This window comes from Thalassobaculum sp., from assembly GCF_965223715.1.
Taxonomy (GTDB): domain Bacteria; phylum Pseudomonadota; class Alphaproteobacteria; order Thalassobaculales; family Thalassobaculaceae; genus Thalassobaculum.
Window position 1 is genome coordinate 3,031,965 of sequence record NZ_OZ245012.1, and the last position, 18,407, is coordinate 3,050,371.

The window sequence follows — 18,407 nt, forward strand, 5'->3', positions numbered from 1 at the left end:
CCGAGCGGAGGACGTCCCCGTGGACCTGAAGGCCCATATACGCGAGGTACCGGATTTCCCGAAGCCGGGCATCCTGTTCTACGACATCTCCACCCTGCTGGCCCATCCGGCGGCGTGGAAGGAAACGGTCGACCGGCTCGCCGAAGTCATCAAACCGTTCAAGCCCGACCTGCTGGCCGGCATCGAGAGCCGCGGGTTCCTGACCGCCGCCCCGCTGGCGCTGGAACTGGGCCTGGGATTCCTGATGGTCCGCAAGAAGGGCAAGCTGCCCGGCCCGACCGTGCCCTACACCTACGACCTGGAATACGGCACCGACACGGTGGAGATCCAGGAGGGGGCGGTGCAGCCGGGCCAGCGCGTGGTGATCCTCGACGACCTGCTGGCCACCGGCGGCACGCTGAGCGCGTCGGTAGAGCTGCTGCGCAAGGTCGGTGGCACGGTCGCCGGCGGCGCCTGCATCATGGAGCTGACCTTCCTGAAGGGCCGCGACAAGCTCGACATCCCGTTCGAGAGCCTGCTGCAGTACGACGATTAGGATTGGCCATCCTAATCGTCGTCCCGGACCTGATCCGGGACCATGCACCGAAGTCACAGCTCTTACCGGCATATGTCTCTCCCCGGACTTGTTCCGGGGCCCACGGTTGGAGCGGGCCAAATTCCGGCCGCTTCGCGTCGGATCTAGGGTAGGCCCCGGAACAAGTCCGGGGAGTGGGCAAAGACGGGACGTTGGAAAAGAGCGCCCCCAGATTGACCCTGCGTGATCTTGCGCGGGTGTCGTGCGCGCCCTATCCATGAAGTCCGCTGGCGTTTCTGCTAAAGATCCGCCCCAACGGACACCCAAGGACACCCGCCTTCGGTCAACCGCCCGCGCTCCCCCGTAACGGCGCGGCGCCTGGATGAGGAGAGAGCCCATGACCGCTTGCATCGTCGGATGGTCCCACCTGCCCTTCGGCAAACGCACCGAGGACGACGCCGAGAGCATGATCGTCCAGGTCGCGACCGCCGCCCTGGAAGATGCCGGCCTCACGCCGGACGACATCGACGCCGTCTATCTCGGCCATTTCAATGCCGGGTTCGAACGCCAAGACTTCACCGCCTCCCTCGTGCTCCAGGCCGATGACCGGTTCCGCTTCAAGCCGGCCACCCGCGTGGAAAACGCCTGCGCCACCGGCTCCGCCGCCGTGCACCAGGGCATCCACCTGATCGAGGCGAAGAAGGCCAAGCGGGTGCTGGTCGTCGGCGTCGAGAAGATGACGGCACTCGGCGGCAAGGAGATCGGCGACACCCTGCTGAAGGCCAGCTACCTGAAGGAGGAGGCCGGCATCGACGGCGGCTTCGCCGGGGTCTTCGCGCAGATCGCCCAGGCCTATTTCCAGCGCCACGGCGATAACATGGACGCGCTGGCCAAGATCGCCGCCAAGAACCACAAGAATGGTGTGGCCAACCCCTACGCCCAGATGCGCAAGGATCTCGGCTACGAGTTCTGCCGCACCGAGAGCGAGAAGAACCCCTATGTCGCCGGTCCGCTGAAGCGCACCGACTGCTCGCTGGTTTCCGACGGGGCGGCCGCCATCGTGCTGACCGACGTGGATACCGCACTCGCCATGGACAAGGCGGTAATCTTCCGCGCCGCCGCCCATGTGAACGACTTCCTGCCGATGTCGAAGCGCGACATCCTGAAGTTCGAGGGCTGCTCGGTCGCCTGGAAGCAGGCCCTGGCCCAGGCCGGGGTGAGCCTCGACGACCTCTCCCTGGTGGAGACCCACGACTGCTTCACCATCGCCGAGCTGATCGAATACGAGGCCATGGGCCTGACCCCCGAGGGCCAGGGCAAGCGCGCCATCCTGGAGGGCTGGACCGAGAAGGACGGCAAGCTGCCGATCAACCCGTCCGGCGGGCTGAAGTCCAAGGGTCACCCGATCGGCGCCACCGGCGTGTCCATGCACATCATGGCCTCGATGCAGGTGCGCGGCGAGGCGGCCGACATGCAGGTGAAGGACGCCAAGCTGGCCGGCATCTTCAACATGGGCGGGGCGGCCGTGGCCAACTTCGTCTCGATCCTGGAGCCGCTGCGCTGAGATGACGGAAGGCCGGGCCCCGACATACAGAATCCGTCAGGCCCGGCCGGACGAACTGCACCTGCTGGCGGCGATCGACATCGCCGCCGACCGGCGCTTCGAGGCCACACCCTATGCCGCGGCGGTCGATACCTACGCGCCGGTGCAGGTGGACGACCTTGTCGCCATGCAGGACGCCTGGCGGCTCTGGGTGGCGACCGATGGGGACGGGGCGCCGGTCGCCTTCGCCCATACCCAGACGGACAGCGACACGGTGCTGCACCTGGCCCAGGTCTCGGTGCATCCGGACCATGCCGGGCACCGGCTGACCGACGGCTTCCTGAAGGCGCTGATCCGTTATCACCAGGGGCGCGGGATCGCCGAGATCACCCTGACCACGTTCCGCGACGTGCCCTGGAACGCGCCGTATTACGCGCGGCTCGGGTTCGTGGAGATCTCGGACGCGGAGGCCGATGCCGACCCGCATCTCGGACCGCGGCTGGTGGACCAGGTCGCCCACGGCCTGCCGCGCGAGAGCCGGGTGGCGATGCGGAGGCACTTGGGGAGTGACGCGGTGCGCCGCTGCACCGTCGACATTCCCTCTTCTCCTTGAACCAGCCCCTCCGTCATCCTGAACTCGATTCAGGATCTACGCCCGGACAGTGCCGGACGGGTGCCAAGCAAGGACATGGGCAAGCGGCTCGATCCTGAAACAAGTTCAGGATGACGGAAGGGGCAGGGCCAAGAAGTAGTCGGCATCACGACCCCTCACCCTTCACTCCCCGGATTTATTCCGGGGCAAGTCCGCCAGATCGCATGACCGTTCGACGCCCTGTCCAAACCCGACCGCTCGCCCCCGGAATAAATCCGGGGAGCGGGAGAGAGAAGCCTTATGGGAGCAGGAGATCGGCGGCCGCCCGATCCAATCCGTCATCCTCTCCCTCCACTCCCAGCGGATCGCGTGGCGTAAGCTTGTGGCGGATCACCAGACCAGCCAGCGCCGTGCGTCGGGCATCCCCAAGCATCGCCCCCTCCGCCGCAAGCAGGCAGGCCGAGGCCGCGTGGTACAGGCCCGACGCCACACTCCGGGCGCGGTCATCGGCACCCGCTTCGGCCGCCGCGCCGACCGCTGCCACCGCTCGCACCAGCAGCCCGTCGAGCCGGCCACGCAAATCAACGCCGACCCCCGCCTCTTCCATCCGTCGCGACAGCGCCTCGCCCAGGGCCGCGTGCGCCGCCTCCTTGCGCGACGCCCGCAGCACGTCCAGGGCAACGATGTTGCTCGTCCCCTCCCAAATGGAACCGAGATGGGCGTCGCGGAGCAGCCGGGGCTCCGGCCATTCCTCGATATAGCCGACGCCGCCGCGGGCCTCCATGCCGTCTCCGGCGACCTTGCGGGCGTCGCGGCAGACCCGGAACTTGACCAGTGGCGTCAGGATCCGACGCAGCTTCAGGCCCTCCGCCTCGCCCACATCGGCCCGGGCGAGCGCGTCGGCGGTGAACATGGTGACCGACAAGGCCTGCTCCGTCGGCACCATCAGTTTCAGAAGTTGCCGGCGCTGCAGAGGCAGGTCGATCAGCCGGCTGCCGAAGGCCGAGCGACCCCGCGCCACCGCCAGCGCCTCGCGCAGGGACCGGCGCATCATCCCGGCGGAGCGCACCGCATTGGACAGCCGCGACTGGTTGATCATCTCCGCCATCTGCACGAAGCCCTGACCCGGTTCGCCGACCATCCAGGCGACCGCGCCCTCGAGTGTGATCTCGCCCGAAGCCATGGAGCGGGTGCCGAGCTTGTCCTTCAGCCGCACGATCCGGTAGCGGTTCCGCCCCCAGTCCGGCCCGTCTCCTTCTGGAAGGTCGCGGGGCAGCAGGAACAGGGACACGCCCTTGATCCCCTGCGGCGCCCCCTCCGGCCGGGCCAGGACCAGGGCGAGGCCGGCATCGGTGTTGGAGCAGAACCATTTGTCGCCCCACAGCCGCCAGCCCTCCCCGTCCCGCCGGGCAACGGTCTCGGTGGCGCCCACATCGGAGCCGGCCGCCTTCTCGGTCATGAACATCGCTCCCTGGATCTGGTCCTCCAGGCGGTCCGCCGTCAGCCCCGGCAGATAGCGGGCGACCAGATCGGGGTCGGCATAGCGGCGGATGGTGCGGGTCAGCGCATCGGTCATGCTGATCGGGCAGAGCAAACCGAACTCGGCCTCGGCAAAGAGGTACTGGATCGCATATTTGGCGGCATGCGGCACCGGCCGATCGAGACCGAGGGCCGGCCGATGGGACATGGCCGCCATGGCGAAGTCCTGAAAGCCGATCCGCTCCATCTCGACATAGGCCGGATGCTTGTCGATCGCCTGCGCGTCGCGTCCCTGGCGGTCGCGGTGACGCAGTACCGGCGGATTGCGATCGGCCTCATGGGCCAGTACGTCGAGGCGCCCGTGCACCAGGGCGCCGAGGCGTTGGAAGGCAGGGGTCAGTGCTTCCAATTCGGCCGGCGCCAGATACAGGCCGAGCAGGGCCCGCAGGGAGGCATCGTCGTCGAAGGCATTGACCGCGCGCGTATCCGGCTGAAGTCCGTGCGGTGTTGCGGTGAGCGACAGATCCATGGCTTCCTCCCGTATCGGCCCTCTTGTCGGGGCTGGGACAAGCCTACACCCGGGAGCATGCGATGACCGATACCTTCAAGGCCTACCTGCTGCGCGAAGGCGACGACCGAAAGGTCACCGGCGCCTACGAGGACGTGGCGGTTACCGATCTGCCCGAAGGCGATGTGACTGTTCGGGTCGCCTATTCCACCGTCAACTACAAGGACGGGATGGTGATGAACGGGATCGGCCGGCTGGTTCGCAGCTACCCGCATGTGCCGGGGGTCGATTTCTCCGGCGTGGTGGAGGCCTCCGACCATCCGGGCTTCAAGCCGGGCGACAAGGTGGTGCTCACCGGCTGGCGGGTCGGGGAGATGCATTGGGGCGGCTACGGCGAACTCGCCCGGGTGAAAGGCGACTGGCTCGTCAAGCTGCCGGACGGTCTGTCCCTGTCCCGCGCCATGGCGCTCGGCACCGCCGGCTTCACCGCGGGGCTCGCGATCGACACGCTGGAGACGGCCGGGATGGACCCGTCCAAGGGCGAGGTGCTGGTGACGGGAGCCGCCGGCGGGGTCGGCAGCGTGGCGGTCGCCCTGCTCGCCGCCAAAGGCTACAGCGTGGTCGCCGCCACCGGCCGGGCGGAGACGCACGACTACCTGACGGAGCTGGGCGCGGCGTCCTTCCTCGACCGGGCGGAGCTGGCCGAACAGCCGAGCCGGCCGCTGAACAAGGAGCGGTTCCAGGCGGCAATCGACAACGTGGCCGGGCCGACGCTCGCCAACCTACTGACCCAGATCGCCTATGGCGGTTCGGTGGCGGCGGTGGGCCTGGCGGGCGGCAACGAGGTATCGACCACCGTGCTGCCCTTCCTGCTGCGCGGGGTGAACCTGCTCGGCATCGACAGCGTGATGTGCCCGGCCGAGCGGCGGCAAACGGTGTGGTCGATGATCGCCAGGACCCTGCCGATGGAGAAACTCGATGCGATCAGCCACCGCCACGGCTTCGACGACCTGCCGGCGCTGGGCAAGGCGATCCTGAAGGGCGAGGTCCGCGGCCGCGCGGTGGTGACGGTGGGAGGGGAGTAGCGGGGCACTCTCAGCGATCCATCTTCCGGCGTCATCCCGGACGCGCCCGTCCCGGATTTAATCCGGGACGGGCGCGGGCCGGGACCGTGACTCGGACGCAACGGCTAGGTCCCGGCCGACCCCCGGGTCAAGCCCGGGGCTCACCGGGATGACGGGCCGTTAACTTGGAGAAATGAACCCCCCTCATCCACGCCGATTGCACGTCACGAAGCGTCGCAGGCCTCAGCGGTGAGAATCGGATAAACTGCCTGCCTCGCCCCCGTTTCAGGAGCCCCGCATGCCCCGCCTCGCCACCGCCCTGGTCCTTGCCAGTGTTCTGATGCTTTCGGCCTGTTTCAAGGACAGCAAGGCGGAGATCGCCAAGAAGGCGGAGAACGCCTCCAATGTGGAGGAACTGCGCGCGGCGCTGGGCGAACCCGACGAGTTGAACAAGGCCGGGCCGATCGAGGAATGGATCTACGATGCCTCCGACGGCACCGTCCGCTTCCCGATCCTGGCCGGCAAGGTCGGCCCCATGGTGACCGGCGGCAAGCGCCAGTAACCGGGGCCGCACACGGCGCCGTGCTGGTCCCCTTGGGATCTGCGCGCCGGCGCCAACCAATCGAGCGTCCAAAACAAAGGGGCCGATCCAAGGACCGGCCCCCGTCGTCAGGTTATGACCGGATCGGTCACTTCATCTCGAGGCTCAGGCCCTTGTACAGGCCGGCGCCGTAGATGCCATGGGCGTCGACCGGCTTCAGCTTCGGGCCGGCGGCGACGAACATCGGCTCGTGCACGATCGGCACCCAGACCACGGCGTCGTGGACCTTCTTCTCGATCTTGGCATAGGCCGCCGCACGGTCGGCGTCGTTCAGGGCACCGCGCGCCTCGAACAGCCACTGGTCGGTTTCCTTGTCGTCCCAGTTCATGCGGTTCGGGCTCGGCATGTTGGCCGACGGGAAGTACAGGTTCAGCGCGTCGCCAGCCGAGACGTACGGATAGCTCATCGTGAACATGTCGAAGTCCTGGGTCTTCAGCTTGCCCCAGACCACGGTGGCGTCGAACAGCTCGACCTTCAGGTCCACGCCGACCTTGCGCAGGTCGCCCTGCACGGCCTCGGTGATCTGACGCCAGATGTTGGTGAAGCTGTAGGCGACCAGCTCGAGCTTCTTGCCGTCCTTGTAGCGGAAGCCGTCGTCGCCCATGGTCCAGCCCGCCTCGTCCAGTAGCGCGGCCGCCTTCTCGGGATCGTAGCCGAACAGGCTCTCGTCGATCGCCTCGTCGGAATAGTCGAGGGTGCCCGGATGGACATAGGCATAGGCCGGCTCGGCCTTGCCGAAGAACGGACCCTCGGCCAGCGCCTTCTGGTCCACGGCCAGGTTGATCGCCTTACGCACCGCCAGGTCGCTGACGTTGTCGCGGGTGATCTTGAAGCCCATGTAGAACGTCCAGAAGTAGAACGGCGGCTGGGTGACCGAGATCTGCGGGTTGGCCTGGAGCTGATCGATCGACCAGTACGGCAGGTACTGGGTCACGTCGCCCTGGCCGGTCTGGATGCCGGCGACCACGTTGTTCTCTTCCGGCACGATGCGCCAGGTGACCTTGTCGATCTTGGCCGGGCCCTGGTTGGCGTAGAACGCCGGACCCCAGGTGTAGGCCTCGTGCTTGGTCATCACGAGTTCGTTGCGCGGCTCCCAGCTCTCGAAGCAGTACGGGCCGGTGCCGTCGAAGCCCTTCACGCCGAAGTCGTCGCCCAGCTCATTGACCTGGTCGACGTTGATGATGGTGTGGAAGTGCTGGGTCATCTGGTACAGCAGCTCGGAATACGGCTGAACCAGCTCGTACTCGACCGTGTAGTCGTCGACCGCGCGGATCTCCTTCACGTCGCCGGCGCGGTTCTTCACCACGCCCTTGTCGAGGCCGAGCCAGCGATCGATCGTCGCCTTCACGTCGGCAGCGGTGAACTTCTTGCCGGAGCAGAAGGTGACGTCGTCACGCAGGTGGAAGGTGTAGAGCTTGCCGTCCTCCGAGACCTCCCACGACTTCGCCAGCAGCGGATGGATGGTCTTCATGTCCGGGCCCAGCGCGACCAGCGTGTCGCCGACCATGAACATGATCTCGGCCGTCGAGCGGGCGGTCGAGGTGTGCGGATCGTAGCGGTCGGTGTCGATCTGACGCATGACCGTGATGGACGACTGAGCCGATGCGGTCGTCGCGAGCGGCACGGCGGCGGCGAGCGCGATGGCTCCCGCCGTGAGCCACTTTGTTGCGTGTCCCATTAGTTAGCCTCCTGGGGTGTTCCGGGACACACCAACCGTGCCCCGCTCAAGTTCCCGCGTCATCCCAACCCCCTTTGGGTTCACTGACGCAGGCGTGGATCGAGGACGTCCCGCAAGGCATCGCCCAGAACGTTGAAGGCGAGCACGATCAGAAAGATCACGAAGCTGGGGATCGTCGCGACATGCGGCGCGAAGAACAGGAAGTTCCGCCCTTCCGCAGCCATGGTGCCGAGCTCGGCGGTCGGCGGTTGGGCCCCGAGACCGATGAAGCTGAGCGCCGCACCGAGCAGAATGGTCTGGCCGAGCTGCAGGGTCAGATAGACGAAGATCGTCGACAGGCAGTTCGGCAGCAGGTGCCGCCAGATGATGCGCAGGTCGCTCATGCCGATCGCGCGGCAGGCGGTGATGTACTCCATCTGCATCTGCACCAGGGCGGCACCCCGGGTGATGCGGGCGATGGTCGGGATCGCCGCGACGGTCAGCGCGATGGTGATAGCGAAGATGCCGGCGCCCAGCACCGCAGCGATGGCGAGGCCGAACAGGATCGACGGGAACGACAGGAGAATGTCGACCAGCCGCATGATCGGGCCTTCCAGCCGCCGGAAATAGGCCGCCAGGAGGCCGAGACCGGCCCCGATCACGCCGCCGCAGATCACCGCCAGCACGCCCATGATCAGGGTCGTGCGGGTGCCGTAGAGCAGGCGCGTGACGATGTCGCGGCCCTGTCCGTCGGTGCCCAGCAGATGTTCCGGCAGCGCGCCCTCCGACCAGGCCGGCGGCTTCAGCATGTTGCGAAGGTTGTTGTCGTAGGGATCGTGCGGTGCCAGCACCGGCGCGAAGATCGCGCAGAACACGATCACCGCCAGCACGATGGCCGACAGCATCGCCCCCTTGTCCCGCGTCAGCTTGCGCAGGATCGAGGAGCGCGCCATCGCGGTGGCCGCATCGGGCTCCGTGACGGCCGGATCGGCCGCAGGTGTGGACTCGAGCTGCATCTGGCTCATCCCGCCCTCACCCGCGGATCGAGGACCGCGTACAACACATCGACAATCATGTTCACCAGGATGAAGGACAGGGCCAGGACCAGGATGGCGCCCTGGCTGAGGGCATAGTCGGCCGAAACGATCGCGCCGACCGCGAGCCGGCCGACGCCGGGCCAGGCGAACATCGATTCCGTCACCACCGCACCGCCGAGCAGGAAGCCGATCTGCAGGCCGATCAGGGTGATCACCGGGATCAGGGAATTGCGCAGGGCATGGGTCAGCACGACCGTGCGCTCGCTCACGCCCTTCGCGCGAGCAGTGCGCACGAAGTCGCTGCCAAGCACTTCCAGCAGCGAGGTGCGGGTCATGCGGGCCACCGGGCCGATGAAGACGCCGCCGAGCGTGATCGCCGGCAGGGCGATGTGCCGCAGCCCTTCCAGGGTCCAGAGCGGGCCGCCGCGTCCCTGAAACGGCAGGAGCTGCCACTTGAAGCCGACATACTGGATCAGCATCAGGCCAAACCAGAAGATCGGCATCGACACGCCGGCCACCGAGGCGGCCATGATGATGCGGTCGGAGACCCGGCCCCGGCGCACGGCCGCCAGCGTGCCGAACATGATGCCGAGCGGCACCGCCCAGATCAGGCTGGCGATCATCAGCTCGATGGTCGGGCCGACGGTGTTGCCGAGTTCGACGATCACTTCGGAATTGGAGATCAGGGAACGACCGAGATCACCCTGCAGGACGCGGCCGAGATACATCGCGAACTGCACGAGGACCGGCTCGTTCAGGCCCATGGCCTGGCGAATCGCCTCGACATCCGCGGCGCTGGCCGTCGGTCCCGCGAGCACGGTCGCGGGGTCGGTCGGGACCACCTGCATGAGCAGGAATCCGATGAACAGAACGCCGATCAGGACAGGGATCGAGATCAGCAGACGGTGGGCAATATGATGCAGCACCGTGAGGGCGCTCCTCACGAAGGGGGAATGGGATCAGTCGCCTTACAACGACCATGCCAAAGGTGGCATGCCCCCAACGATCCGCGCTAGTCCTTGATTTCTAATTGGGCATTTTCACGCAGGCGTGGCCGGCGGCTCCTGAAAACGCCCAGCAATAAGGCAGACGAAGGTGCTTTTGCTGTTTTTTCAGCCAGAAATTGGTGTCGAGGGGGCCGGCCCCGCGGGTTCCGTCGAGGGGGCGTGGGCCCGCCGCACCTGCAAGGTTGTACCGACCACCGCCACGACCTCCGCCGACGCCCCGACTTCGAGATCCTCGTCGCAGGCGATGCGCCAGCGAGAATCCCCAACGCGGGCGGCGCCGAATCCGTTGACGACGGCCTCGCTCACTCCCACCCGCTGACCGATCAGGGACTGGCCGCGCTGGTTCAGGCCCCGGGCGGCCAGCAGGTCGCCGCGCTGCCAGCGACGCACGTAGATCTGCACCGGCACGTAGGACAGCAGCGCGAACAGCCCGAACAGGCCGATCTGGTAGGCAGTCGGCATATCGACGACGAACAGGGTGGCGCCGGTCGCCACGCCGGCCAGCCCGAACCACAGGAAGACCGTCTCCGGCAGCACGATCTCCAAGGCCATGAGCACGAAGCCCAGGGTCGCCCAGTGCCAGGCCTCCGGCCGTATCACCAGCAGATGGTCCATGGTGTCCTCCTCAGCTGCGGCGTGGCGGCGGGGGCGGCGGCAGGTCGCTGCCGCCCGGCACGGCATTCAGCAGCTCCTTGATGCCGCCGATCGACCCGACGATGGAGGACACCTCCATCGGCATGAAGATCGTCTTCTGGTTCGGCGACTTGGCGAAGTCGGACAGCGCCTCAACATATTTCTGGGCGACGAAGTAGTTCACCGCGTTGGTGCCGGTCGAGCCGATCGCCTCCGCCACCAGCCGGGTCGCCTCGGCCTCCGCCTGGGCCAGCCGCTCACGCGCCTCGGCCTGGCGCTGGGCGGCCACCAGCTCGCCCTCGGCCTTCAGGATCTCCGACTGCTTGTCGCCCTCGGCCCGCTGCACCGCCGCCGCCCGGTAGCCCTCGGCCTCCAGGATCTGCGCCCGCTTCTCGCGCTCGGCCTTCATCTGGCTCGCCATGGCGTCGAGCAGGTCCTTGGGCGGGCTGATGTCCTTGATCTCCACGCGGGTGATCTTCGTGCCCCAGGGATCGGTCGCCTCGTCCATCACCTTCAGGATCCGGCTGTTCATCTCGTCGCGCGAGGACAGTGCCGCGTCCAGGTCGGTGCTGCCGAGGACCGAGCGGATGTTGGTGAGCGCCAGGTTGATCACCGCGCCCTCCAGATCGCGCACCTCATAGGCGGCGCGGCGGGCGTCGATCACCTGGTAGAACACGATGGCATCGACCCGGCACGAGGCGTTGTCCTGGGTGATCACGTCCTGCTCGGGGATGTCGAGGACGTTCTCCATCATGTTGACCTTCTTGCCGATCCGGCTGAACAGCGGGTTGATCACCCCCAGCCCCGGATCCAGCGTGGTCACGTAGCGCCCGAACCGCTCCACCGTCCACTGCTCGCCCTGCGGGACGATCCGCACGCCCTTCACGACAAGGAAGATGAGCACGATCGCCAGAACGATCAGCGCGATCTGTCCGCCGGAGATGAAATCCATCACGGGATCCATGGAAACCTCGCTCCCTCAGGCCGTTACGCAAACGCCGGGGTCAGTATCCATCGGCGCCTGTGATGGCCGCCAATGAAAACGAGGCCCACCTTGCATAGATGGGCCTCGCGCGAGGTCGCTACAATCTAAATCGGCCCCCGATCAGAGGAGCTTAGCGGGATCAGCCCCCGAACTTGGCCTTCGCCTCGATCCGGCGGCGGTGCAGCACGGGCTCAGTATAGCCGCTCGGCTGCTCGCGGCCCTTGAACACCAGGTCGCAGGCCGCCTGGAAGGCCACGCTGCCCTCGAAATCGGCGGCCATGGGGCGGTAGGCCGGATCGCCGGCGTTCTGGCCGTCGACCACCTTGGCCATGCGCTTCATGGTCTCCATCACCTGCTCCTCGCCGCACACGCCGTGGTGCAGCCAGTTGGCGATGTGCTGGCTGGAGATCCGCAGGGTGGCGCGATCCTCCATCAGGCCGACATTGTTGATGTCGGGGACCTTGGAGCAGCCCACCCCCTGATCGACCCAGCGGACCACGTAGCCGAGAATGCCCTGGGCGTTGTTGTCCAGCTCGGCCTGGATGTCCTGGGGCGACCAGTTCGGACGGGCCGCCACCGGCACCGTCAGGATGTCATCCAGCTTGGCCCGGCCGCGCGAGCGCAGCTCGTCCTGGCGCGCCTTCACATTGACCGTGTGGTAGTGGGTCGCGTGCAGGGTCGCCGCCGTCGGCGACGGGACCCACGCAGTGTTGGCACCGGCCTTCGGATGGCCGATCTTCTGCTCCAGCATCGCTGCCATCAGATCCGGCATGGCCCACATGCCCTTGCCGATCTGCGCCTTGCCGGTCAGGCCGCATTCCAGCCCGATATCGACGTTCCAGTTCTCGTAGGCGGCGATCCACGGAGCGGCCTTCATGTCGCCCTTGCGGATCATCGGGCCGGCTTCCATGGAGGTGTGCATCTCGTCGCCGGTGCGGTCGAGGAAGCCGGTATTGATGAAGGCGACCCGGCTCTTGGCGGCGCGGATGCATTCCTTGAGGTTGACGGTGGTCCGCCGCTCCTCGTCCATGATGCCCATCTTCAGGGTGTTCGGCGTCATGCCGAGCACCTGCTCGACCCGGCCGAACAGCTCGTTCGAGAAGGCGACCTCCTCGGGGCCGTGCATCTTCGGCTTCACGATATAGACCGAGCCGGCGCGGGTGTTGTGCAGGTTCTGGCTGCCCTTCAGGTCATGCAGGGCGATGGCGCTGGTGAACATGGCGTCGAGGATGCCTTCCGGCACCTCGTTGCCGTCGCGGTCCAGCACCGCCGGATTGGTCATCAGGTGGCCGACATTGCGCACCAGCATCAGCGAGCGGCCGTGCAGGGTCAGGGTCGAGCCGTCCGGGGCGGTGTAGACCCGGTCCGGGTTGAGCTTGCGCTCGACCGTCTTGCCGCCCTTCTCGAAGCGCTCCACCAGATCGCCCTTCATCAGGCCGAGCCAGTTGCGGTAGGCGAGCACCTTGTCCGGACCGTCCACGGCGGCAACGGAATCCTCGCAGTCCATGATGGTGCTGACGGCGGATTCCAGGATCACGTCGGCCACATGGGCCTTGTCCGTCTTGCCGATCGGGTGGGAGGCGTCGATGACGATCTCGGCATGCATGCCGTTGCGCACCAGCAGGATGCCGGTTGGTGCCGGCGCGTCGCCGGAATAGCCGACGAACTGGGCCGGATCCTTCAGCCCGGTCGAGCCGGAGGCGGTGGAGACCACCAGCTTGCCGCCCTCGACCGTGTAGCCGGTGGCATCTGCGTGGCTGCCGGAGGCGAGCGGGGCGGACCCGTCCAGGAATTTCCGCGCCCAGCCGATAACCTTCTCGCCGCGCGCCGGGTTGTAGCCGCCCGTCTTCTCAGCCCCACCGTCCTCGGGGATCGCGTCGGTGCCATACAGCGCGTCGTACAGGCTGCCCCAGCGCGCATTGGCGGCGTTCAGGGCGTAGCGCGCGTTCATCACCGGCACGACGAGCTGCGGGCCGGCGATGGAGGCGATCTCCGGATCCACGTTGGCGGTGTCGACCTTGAAGTCCGGGCCTTCCTCGACGAGGTAGCCGATCTCCTTTAGGAACGCCTTGTAGGCCGCCAGGTCGCCGATCGGCCCCGGGTTCGTCTTGTGCCAGGCGTCGATCTCTTCCTGGATCTTCTCGCGTTTGGCCAGAAGGGCGGCGTTGCGCGGAGCGAGATCGTGGACGATGGCGCCGAGCCCATCCCAAAAGGCGGCGGCTTCCACGCCGGTCCCCGGCAGAGCCTCGTTGACGGCGAAGTCGTAAAGCTCCTTCGCCACCTGCAATCCGCCGACCTCAACCCGCTCCGTCATTCGCTTACTCCCTGAGTTTTTGAATTGGTCTAAGTATCCAACGCTATAAACAAGACGGTCTGCCCCGGATCAAGGCAAACCTATTTTCGCCAGACCGCGCTCGGTGAGCCCGCCGGAAACAGGCACGGCGCCGAATCTCTACGAATGGCGGCGCCAACGGACAGATTCGCATTCAAAAAACCTAAAATGTTGAGCTTAACCCACGGTTAAAAATTTCCGCCTATCTTCGCCGGAATAGCAGGGGAGAAACCCCTTCCGGAACAGGTGCCCCATCCTATGATGAACCTGCAGACGCTCAGCATCTTCGACGACATGACCCCGCACGGCTACTGCCTGCTGTGGGATCCGGTGCTGATCTGGAGCCACCTACTGTCAGACATCGCGATCGCCGTCGCCTATCTGTCGATCCCGGCCGCGCTGGCGATCATCGCGCGGCGGCGGCCCGACCTGAATCCGAACGGCATCCTCTATTTCTTCGCCGCCTTCATCATCCTGTGCGCGGTCACCCACCTGTTCGGCCTAGTGACCCTCTGGTACCCGGTCTACAGCATGGAGGCGGTCGCCAAGGTGATGACGGCCGTGGTCTCGATGGCCACGGCGGTGCTCGTCTGGCAGATGCTGAGCACGATCCTCGCGGTCCCGACGCAGCAGGCCCTGCGCGAGGCGAACGACAAGCTGGCCCGGGCGAATGCCGAGCTGGAGGCTCGTGTGGAAGCCCGCACCCGCCAGCTCCGCATCGCCAATGAGCGCCTGGAGGTGGCCGCCTCCGACGCGCGGGAGGCCGAGCGGGTGAAGACCCAGTTCCTTGCCCGTGTCAGCCATGAGCTGCGCACGCCGCTGAACGCGGTGATCGGCTTCACCGAGCTGCTGACCCTGCAGATCGCCGGGCCGGTGAACGATACCCAGCAGGACTACCTGACCAGTGTGCGCACGGCGTCCGACCAGCTCCTGCAGCAGATCAACGACATCCTCGACCTGGAACGCCTGATCGAGCACGGGCCGAGCTTCACGCCGGAGCCGGTCGCGGTGGACTGCACCATCGCCGATATCTGCCAGATGCTGTCCACCACGGCCCAGAGCCAGGGAGTCAGCCTGCGGCCGCAGCTCCATCCGTCCATCAGCCTGTGCACCGACGAGCGGGCGCTGCGGATGGTGATCACCAACCTGATGTCGAACGCCATCAAGTACTCGCGCCGCGGCGGCACGGTAACCGTGGTCGCCCGGCCGGTGGCCGACGGTCTGTCAATCGCGGTCTGCGACCAGGGGGTCGGCATCCCCGAGGACAAGATCGCCGAGGTGTTCGAACCGTTCTTCCGCTGTCACGAGCACGACCTGCCGAGCGTCGGCGGCACCGGGCTCGGCCTCACCCTGGTGAAGCAGCTCGTCGATGCGCTGGGCGGCAACATCACCCTGCGCAGCAAGCTGGGACAGGGCACGACCGTGGAACTGACGCTGCCGGAAATGGCACCCTACGCCCAACCTGCGGCGTGAACTTCCGCCGCCGGGTGTGCTAAACAGCATTTTATGAAAATTCCATTCCTCTCCCGCCCGAAAACCCCGGTGGTGGAGCGGCGGCGCCAGGTCAGGCTGCGCACCCGCGGCGACAGCTATGTGCGGCTCGAGGGGCGCGACGTGCCGCTGATCAACTGGTCGGAGGAGGGATTCCTGGCCGGCCCCTATTCGGGCGGGCTGATCGCCGGACAGAAGGCCGTTGCCCGGATCGTGGTGCGCGACTACCACGACCGCACCGGGACGCTGGACCTGGAGCTGGCGGTCGTGATCAAACGGGTCGGCGGGCCCGGCATCGCCGCACGGTTCTTCTCCCCCGAACGCTACAAGCGCCAGGCCCTGCAGACCTACTATGCCGCCAAGCGCGCCGAGGTGAAGAAGACGTGACCGATGCCCGGATCTTTGTGGACGCCGACGCCTGTCCGGTGCGCGACGAGGTGCTGACCGTCTCCGACCGGCTCGGCTGCGAGGTCTTCCTGGTCAGCAACCGCGGCTTCCGGGTCACCGACCGGCCGAAGGTGCACAACATCGTCGTCAGCCAGGACCTGGACGCCGCCGACGACTGGATCGTCGACCGGGTCGCCGCCCAGGACGTGGTGGTCACCGGCGACATCCCGCTCGCCTCGCGCTGCCTGGAGGCCGGGGCGCGGGTGATCGACCACAAGGGCAAGCCCTTCACCACCGCCAATATCGGCATGGCGCTGAGCATGCGCGAGCTGATGAGCGACCTGCGGGCGATGGGCGAGTCCAAGGGCGGCGGGCCCGCCTTCACCAAGCAGGACCGCTCGCGGTTCCTGGAGGCACTGGACCGCGCCTTGCGGGGGTGAGCTAGTCCTCGTAGGTCAGGATATCGGCCGGCTGGCAGTCGAGTTCGGCGCAGATCCGCGCCAGGGTCTCGAACCGCACCCCCTTCACCTTGCCCGAGCGCAGCAGCGACAGGTTCTGCTCGGTCATGCCGATGCGCTCTGCCAGTTCCTTGCCGCGCATCTTCCGGCGGGCGAGCATGACATCCAGGGTGACAACGATCGGCACGGTGGGCGGGCGGCTTTCCGTTAGACGAACTGGCGGTTCTCGTCGGCGATCTCCGCCGCTTCCCGCAGCACGGTGGCGAGCGCCACCATAAGCAGACCTACGGCACACAGCACGATATCGTCGCTGGAGACCGAGATCTGGAGCTGACGGCTGCCCGGCGGCAGGGCCCGGGTCAGCCAGACCGACAGCAGCGCATGGGCGACCACCTTCGCCGGCACCACGGCCAGCAGGGAGATCGCGAAGCGCCGCAGCCGCACCGCATTCTCCGCATCGAACAGATCGCCGGCCGCGAACCGGCCGAACAGCCGCGCCAGGTTGACAAAGCCCCAGATCCCGATCGCCGCCGGCAGCATCGAGAGGGCGTAGCCGCCGATCCGGTCGAGGGTAGAGAAGCTGTCCGCTCCAAGTCCCGGCATGACCGACGGGGCAAAGACCTCGAACCGGGCCCAGACCCCGATCAGCGCCAGCGGCCCCAGGGCGGCCAGCCCGAGACTGACCCAGCGCATGGCACCGGCGAGCCGCCGCAGCCGCGCCCGGCGACGCTCGACAGATCCGATCTCGTTCATGACACCGCTCCGGACACCCTCGACAAGATCATCCTATTAGGATAAAAAATTAATGTCTAACGATGATTTTTTGGATCGACCATGCGGATCGCGAGCGTGCTGCTGCTGACCTCTTCCCTGCTCTGGGGATGCAGTTGGAGGGATGCGGGCATCGACCCGGTGCGATGGCTCGGAAACGTCGCCGAGGCGGCCTGCGAGGCCGCCCGGAACTGCTCGGCCGACCGGGACGGGGACCGACCGCGCTAGTAGAGCGGTTCCGGCTTGAGCATGACCCGGGGCATGCGGCCGCGGCCGAGCGTCATGGTGACGTCATGGGGCAGGTCGACGAATTCCTCGTCCTTGTCGCCGCCGTCCAGGAACATCACCGTCGCGAAGATCGCGGGCCGGTCCAGCACCGTCATCGGGTGGTGCCAGACATTGGCGTTGTAGCTGATGCCCTGGTCACCCTTGGCCAGGAACAGGGTCAGGCTCTCCGGGTCCGGGCGTCCGTCGGCGCCGGAATCCGCAACCAGCACCAGATAGCGCGCCACGTCGACCGGCAGGAACGACTGGCTGGAGAACTCGTGCCGCTCCATCGTCCGGGTCACCAGGGGCAGCGGGCTCGGCATGGTCATGCTGGTGCGGAAGCACAGCTCGGCCGCCGCGCCGCGCAGGTTCTGGCTGTAGGCGGAGTAGTCCACCCGGCCCGGGCCGGACGGACGGGTGAGGACATGGCCGTACGGGGCGAAGGCGTCGGCGGTCAGCGGAATGGGGGTGAGAACGGTCATCGGAAGCCTCGGCGGATGCGAACGCCGGGAGCCTATCCGGCGCCGGTGCCCTGGTCATCGGGATTCCGCTCCGGCGGGAGCTGAATGAGGCCCTGGGCCACCAGTTCCCGGCGCCCCCGCTCCCAGATCGGTTCCGCCTCCTCGGTCGTCATCCGGCCGAAGCAGTCCATGTAGATCTGCGACAGCTTCAGGAAGCCCGGCTTGTGCCGCTGCGCCCAGGCGTCCAGGGTCCAGACCTCATCCGACGGCTCCACGCTGGTGTCGATGCCGCAGAACATGGCGTCCACCATGCCCGACGCGGTCCGGGGACGGCACGGCAGCAGGCCGTAGTCGAAATCCTCGAAGAACAGGATTCGGGCGTCCTCGTCGGCGTTGCGGGTGGTGTAGACGATGCCCTCCACCGCGCTGTTCGGATCGTCGACCAGCATCGGGAAGCTGTCCTTCCAAACCCGCACCCGTCGGTAGCCGTCCAGGACCGCCGGCTCGAACAGGTCGTCGGCGACCGGCCGCGCCAGCACCAGTTCGAGCACGTCCCGGTCCATCAGGGTTCCGAAAAAGAAATACCGCGTCGACATCGCCCGTCCCGTTCCGTCGGCACC

20 protein-coding genes are annotated in these 18,407 nt (G+C 66.9%); 9 read left to right on the forward strand and 11 right to left on the reverse strand.

Annotated features, from left to right (window positions below):
* Window positions 1-19: 19 nt before the first annotated feature.
* The 3 genes from ACOQOP_RS13935 (at window position 20) to ACOQOP_RS13945 (ending at window position 2,670) form a co-directional block, all read left to right on the forward strand.
* Window positions 20-535: an adenine phosphoribosyltransferase gene (locus ACOQOP_RS13935; RefSeq protein ID WP_420562406.1), complete on the forward strand. Its 516-nt coding sequence runs from the start codon at window positions 20-22 to the stop codon at window positions 533-535.
* A gap of 376 nt (window positions 536-911) precedes the next feature.
* Window positions 912-2,078: an acetyl-CoA acetyltransferase gene (locus tag ACOQOP_RS13940; RefSeq protein WP_420562407.1), complete on the forward strand. Its 1,167-nt coding sequence runs from the start codon at window positions 912-914 to the stop codon at window positions 2,076-2,078.
* A 1-nt stretch (window position 2,079) separates the two neighbouring features.
* Entirely contained in the window at window positions 2,080-2,670 is a 591-nt protein-coding gene (locus ACOQOP_RS13945; protein ID WP_420562408.1) for a GNAT family N-acetyltransferase, read from the forward strand.
* Window positions 2,671-2,947: 277 nt separating this feature from the next.
* Here ACOQOP_RS13945 and ACOQOP_RS13950 read toward each other — a convergent pair whose 3' ends face one another.
* Window positions 2,948-4,657, reverse strand: coding sequence for an acyl-CoA dehydrogenase family protein (locus tag ACOQOP_RS13950; RefSeq protein ID WP_420562409.1), 1,710 nt, complete (start codon window positions 4,655-4,657; stop codon window positions 2,948-2,950).
* Window positions 4,658-4,719: 62 nt separating this feature from the next.
* On the opposite strand from ACOQOP_RS13950, the gene ACOQOP_RS13955 reads away from it, so the two are divergent.
* Window positions 4,720-5,721 (forward strand): MDR family oxidoreductase, encoded by a 1,002-nt coding sequence (locus ACOQOP_RS13955; protein WP_420562410.1) that lies wholly within the window; start codon window positions 4,720-4,722, stop codon window positions 5,719-5,721.
* A 277-nt stretch (window positions 5,722-5,998) separates the two neighbouring features.
* Window positions 5,999-6,262: a hypothetical protein gene (locus ACOQOP_RS13960; RefSeq protein ID WP_420562411.1), complete on the forward strand. Its 264-nt coding sequence runs from the start codon at window positions 5,999-6,001 to the stop codon at window positions 6,260-6,262.
* A 127-nt stretch (window positions 6,263-6,389) separates the two neighbouring features.
* On the opposite strand, the gene ACOQOP_RS13965 is transcribed toward ACOQOP_RS13960, so the two are convergent.
* The 6 genes from ACOQOP_RS13965 to ACOQOP_RS13990 form a co-directional block, all read right to left on the reverse strand.
* On the reverse strand, window positions 6,390-7,979 hold the full coding sequence (locus ACOQOP_RS13965) for an ABC transporter substrate-binding protein (RefSeq protein ID WP_420562412.1): 1,590 nt from the start codon (window positions 7,977-7,979) through the stop codon (window positions 6,390-6,392).
* Between the two features lie 80 nt (window positions 7,980-8,059).
* Window positions 8,060-8,983 carry an ABC transporter permease gene (locus ACOQOP_RS13970; protein WP_420562413.1) on the reverse strand — a complete coding sequence of 308 codons (924 nt, stop codon included), beginning with the start codon at window positions 8,981-8,983 and terminating at the stop codon, window positions 8,060-8,062.
* Window positions 8,980-9,921 carry an ABC transporter permease gene (locus ACOQOP_RS13975; RefSeq protein WP_420562414.1) on the reverse strand — a complete coding sequence of 314 codons (942 nt, stop codon included), beginning with the start codon at window positions 9,919-9,921 and terminating at the stop codon, window positions 8,980-8,982. The genes ACOQOP_RS13970 and ACOQOP_RS13975 overlap by 4 nt, the downstream gene beginning before the upstream one ends.
* Before the next feature lie 186 nt (window positions 9,922-10,107).
* The gene (locus tag ACOQOP_RS13980; protein ID WP_420562415.1) at window positions 10,108-10,617 is read right to left on the reverse strand and encodes an NfeD family protein; all 510 of its coding nucleotides are present in this window, start codon (window positions 10,615-10,617) and stop codon (window positions 10,108-10,110) included.
* Window positions 10,618-10,627: 10 nt separating this feature from the next.
* Window positions 10,628-11,599, reverse strand: coding sequence for an SPFH domain-containing protein (locus ACOQOP_RS13985; protein ID WP_420562416.1), 972 nt, complete (start codon window positions 11,597-11,599; stop codon window positions 10,628-10,630).
* Between the two features lie 160 nt (window positions 11,600-11,759).
* Window positions 11,760-13,934: a malate synthase G gene (locus ACOQOP_RS13990; protein WP_420562417.1), complete on the reverse strand. Its 2,175-nt coding sequence runs from the start codon at window positions 13,932-13,934 to the stop codon at window positions 11,760-11,762.
* Window positions 13,935-14,210: 276 nt separating this feature from the next.
* On the opposite strand from ACOQOP_RS13990, the gene ACOQOP_RS13995 reads away from it, so the two are divergent.
* The 3 genes from ACOQOP_RS13995 to ACOQOP_RS14005 are packed head-to-tail and all read left to right on the forward strand — an operon-like array spanning window position 14,211 to window position 16,270.
* The gene (locus tag ACOQOP_RS13995) at window positions 14,211-15,425 is read left to right on the forward strand and encodes a sensor histidine kinase (protein WP_420562418.1); all 1,215 of its coding nucleotides are present in this window, start codon (window positions 14,211-14,213) and stop codon (window positions 15,423-15,425) included.
* Window positions 15,426-15,458: 33 nt separating this feature from the next.
* Complete coding sequence (locus tag ACOQOP_RS14000; RefSeq protein ID WP_420562419.1) at window positions 15,459-15,830, forward strand: hypothetical protein; 372 nt, start codon at window positions 15,459-15,461, stop codon at window positions 15,828-15,830.
* The gene (locus ACOQOP_RS14005; protein ID WP_420562420.1) at window positions 15,827-16,270 is read left to right on the forward strand and encodes a YaiI/YqxD family protein; all 444 of its coding nucleotides are present in this window, start codon (window positions 15,827-15,829) and stop codon (window positions 16,268-16,270) included. The genes ACOQOP_RS14000 and ACOQOP_RS14005 overlap by 4 nt, the downstream gene beginning before the upstream one ends.
* A 1-nt stretch (window position 16,271) precedes the next feature.
* Here ACOQOP_RS14005 and ACOQOP_RS14010 read toward each other — a convergent pair whose 3' ends face one another.
* On the reverse strand, window positions 16,272-16,475 hold the full coding sequence (locus ACOQOP_RS14010) for a helix-turn-helix domain-containing protein (RefSeq protein WP_420562421.1): 204 nt from the start codon (window positions 16,473-16,475) through the stop codon (window positions 16,272-16,274).
* Window positions 16,476-16,495: 20 nt separating this feature from the next.
* Window positions 16,496-17,041, reverse strand: coding sequence for a DUF2975 domain-containing protein (locus ACOQOP_RS14015; protein ID WP_420562422.1), 546 nt, complete (start codon window positions 17,039-17,041; stop codon window positions 16,496-16,498).
* A gap of 81 nt (window positions 17,042-17,122) precedes the next feature.
* Between ACOQOP_RS14015 and ACOQOP_RS14020 the strand changes: the two genes are divergently transcribed.
* On the forward strand, window positions 17,123-17,287 hold the full coding sequence (locus tag ACOQOP_RS14020; protein WP_420562423.1) for a hypothetical protein: 165 nt from the start codon (window positions 17,123-17,125) through the stop codon (window positions 17,285-17,287).
* Here the strand turns inward: ACOQOP_RS14020 and ACOQOP_RS14025 are convergent.
* Window positions 17,284-17,808, reverse strand: a complete 525-nt coding sequence (locus ACOQOP_RS14025) for an ureidoglycolate lyase (RefSeq protein ID WP_420562424.1) — start codon at window positions 17,806-17,808, stop codon at window positions 17,284-17,286. The two genes, ACOQOP_RS14020 and ACOQOP_RS14025, sit on opposite strands and share 4 nt — an antisense overlap.
* 32 nt (window positions 17,809-17,840) lie before the next feature.
* Window positions 17,841-18,383: a gamma-glutamylcyclotransferase family protein gene (locus ACOQOP_RS14030; protein ID WP_420562425.1), complete on the reverse strand. Its 543-nt coding sequence runs from the start codon at window positions 18,381-18,383 to the stop codon at window positions 17,841-17,843.
* Between the last annotated feature and the right edge of the window lie 24 nt (window positions 18,384-18,407).

Bases quoted from the DNA above. Each gene is read 5' to 3' on its own strand.
- ACOQOP_RS13940 (WP_420562407.1), top strand. From the start codon at position 912: ATGACCGCTTGCATCGTCGGATGGTCCCACCTGCCCTTCGGCAAACGC.
- ACOQOP_RS13945 (WP_420562408.1), top strand. From the start codon at position 2,080: ATGACGGAAGGCCGGGCCCCGACATACAGAATCCGTCAGGCCCGGCCG.
- ACOQOP_RS13950 (WP_420562409.1), bottom strand. From the start codon at position 4,657: ATGGATCTGTCGCTCACCGCAACACCGCACGGACTTCAGCCGGATACG.
- ACOQOP_RS13955 (WP_420562410.1), top strand. From the start codon at position 4,720: ATGACCGATACCTTCAAGGCCTACCTGCTGCGCGAAGGCGACGACCGA.
- ACOQOP_RS13960 (WP_420562411.1), top strand. From the start codon at position 5,999: ATGCCCCGCCTCGCCACCGCCCTGGTCCTTGCCAGTGTTCTGATGCTT.
- ACOQOP_RS13965 (WP_420562412.1), bottom strand. From the start codon at position 7,979: ATGGGACACGCAACAAAGTGGCTCACGGCGGGAGCCATCGCGCTCGCC.
- ACOQOP_RS13970 (WP_420562413.1), bottom strand. From the start codon at position 8,983: ATGAGCCAGATGCAGCTCGAGTCCACACCTGCGGCCGATCCGGCCGTC.
- ACOQOP_RS13980 (WP_420562415.1), bottom strand. From the start codon at position 10,617: ATGGACCATCTGCTGGTGATACGGCCGGAGGCCTGGCACTGGGCGACC.
- ACOQOP_RS13985 (WP_420562416.1), bottom strand. From the start codon at position 11,599: ATGGATCCCGTGATGGATTTCATCTCCGGCGGACAGATCGCGCTGATC.
- ACOQOP_RS13990 (WP_420562417.1), bottom strand. From the start codon at position 13,934: ATGACGGAGCGGGTTGAGGTCGGCGGATTGCAGGTGGCGAAGGAGCTT.
- ACOQOP_RS13995 (WP_420562418.1), top strand. From the start codon at position 14,211: ATGATGAACCTGCAGACGCTCAGCATCTTCGACGACATGACCCCGCAC.
- ACOQOP_RS14000 (WP_420562419.1), top strand. From the start codon at position 15,459: ATGAAAATTCCATTCCTCTCCCGCCCGAAAACCCCGGTGGTGGAGCGG.
- ACOQOP_RS14015 (WP_420562422.1), bottom strand. From the start codon at position 17,041: ATGAACGAGATCGGATCTGTCGAGCGTCGCCGGGCGCGGCTGCGGCGG.
- ACOQOP_RS14020 (WP_420562423.1), top strand. From the start codon at position 17,123: ATGCGGATCGCGAGCGTGCTGCTGCTGACCTCTTCCCTGCTCTGGGGA.
- ACOQOP_RS14025 (WP_420562424.1), bottom strand. From the start codon at position 17,808: ATGACCGTTCTCACCCCCATTCCGCTGACCGCCGACGCCTTCGCCCCG.
- ACOQOP_RS14030 (WP_420562425.1), bottom strand. From the start codon at position 18,383: ATGTCGACGCGGTATTTCTTTTTCGGAACCCTGATGGACCGGGACGTG.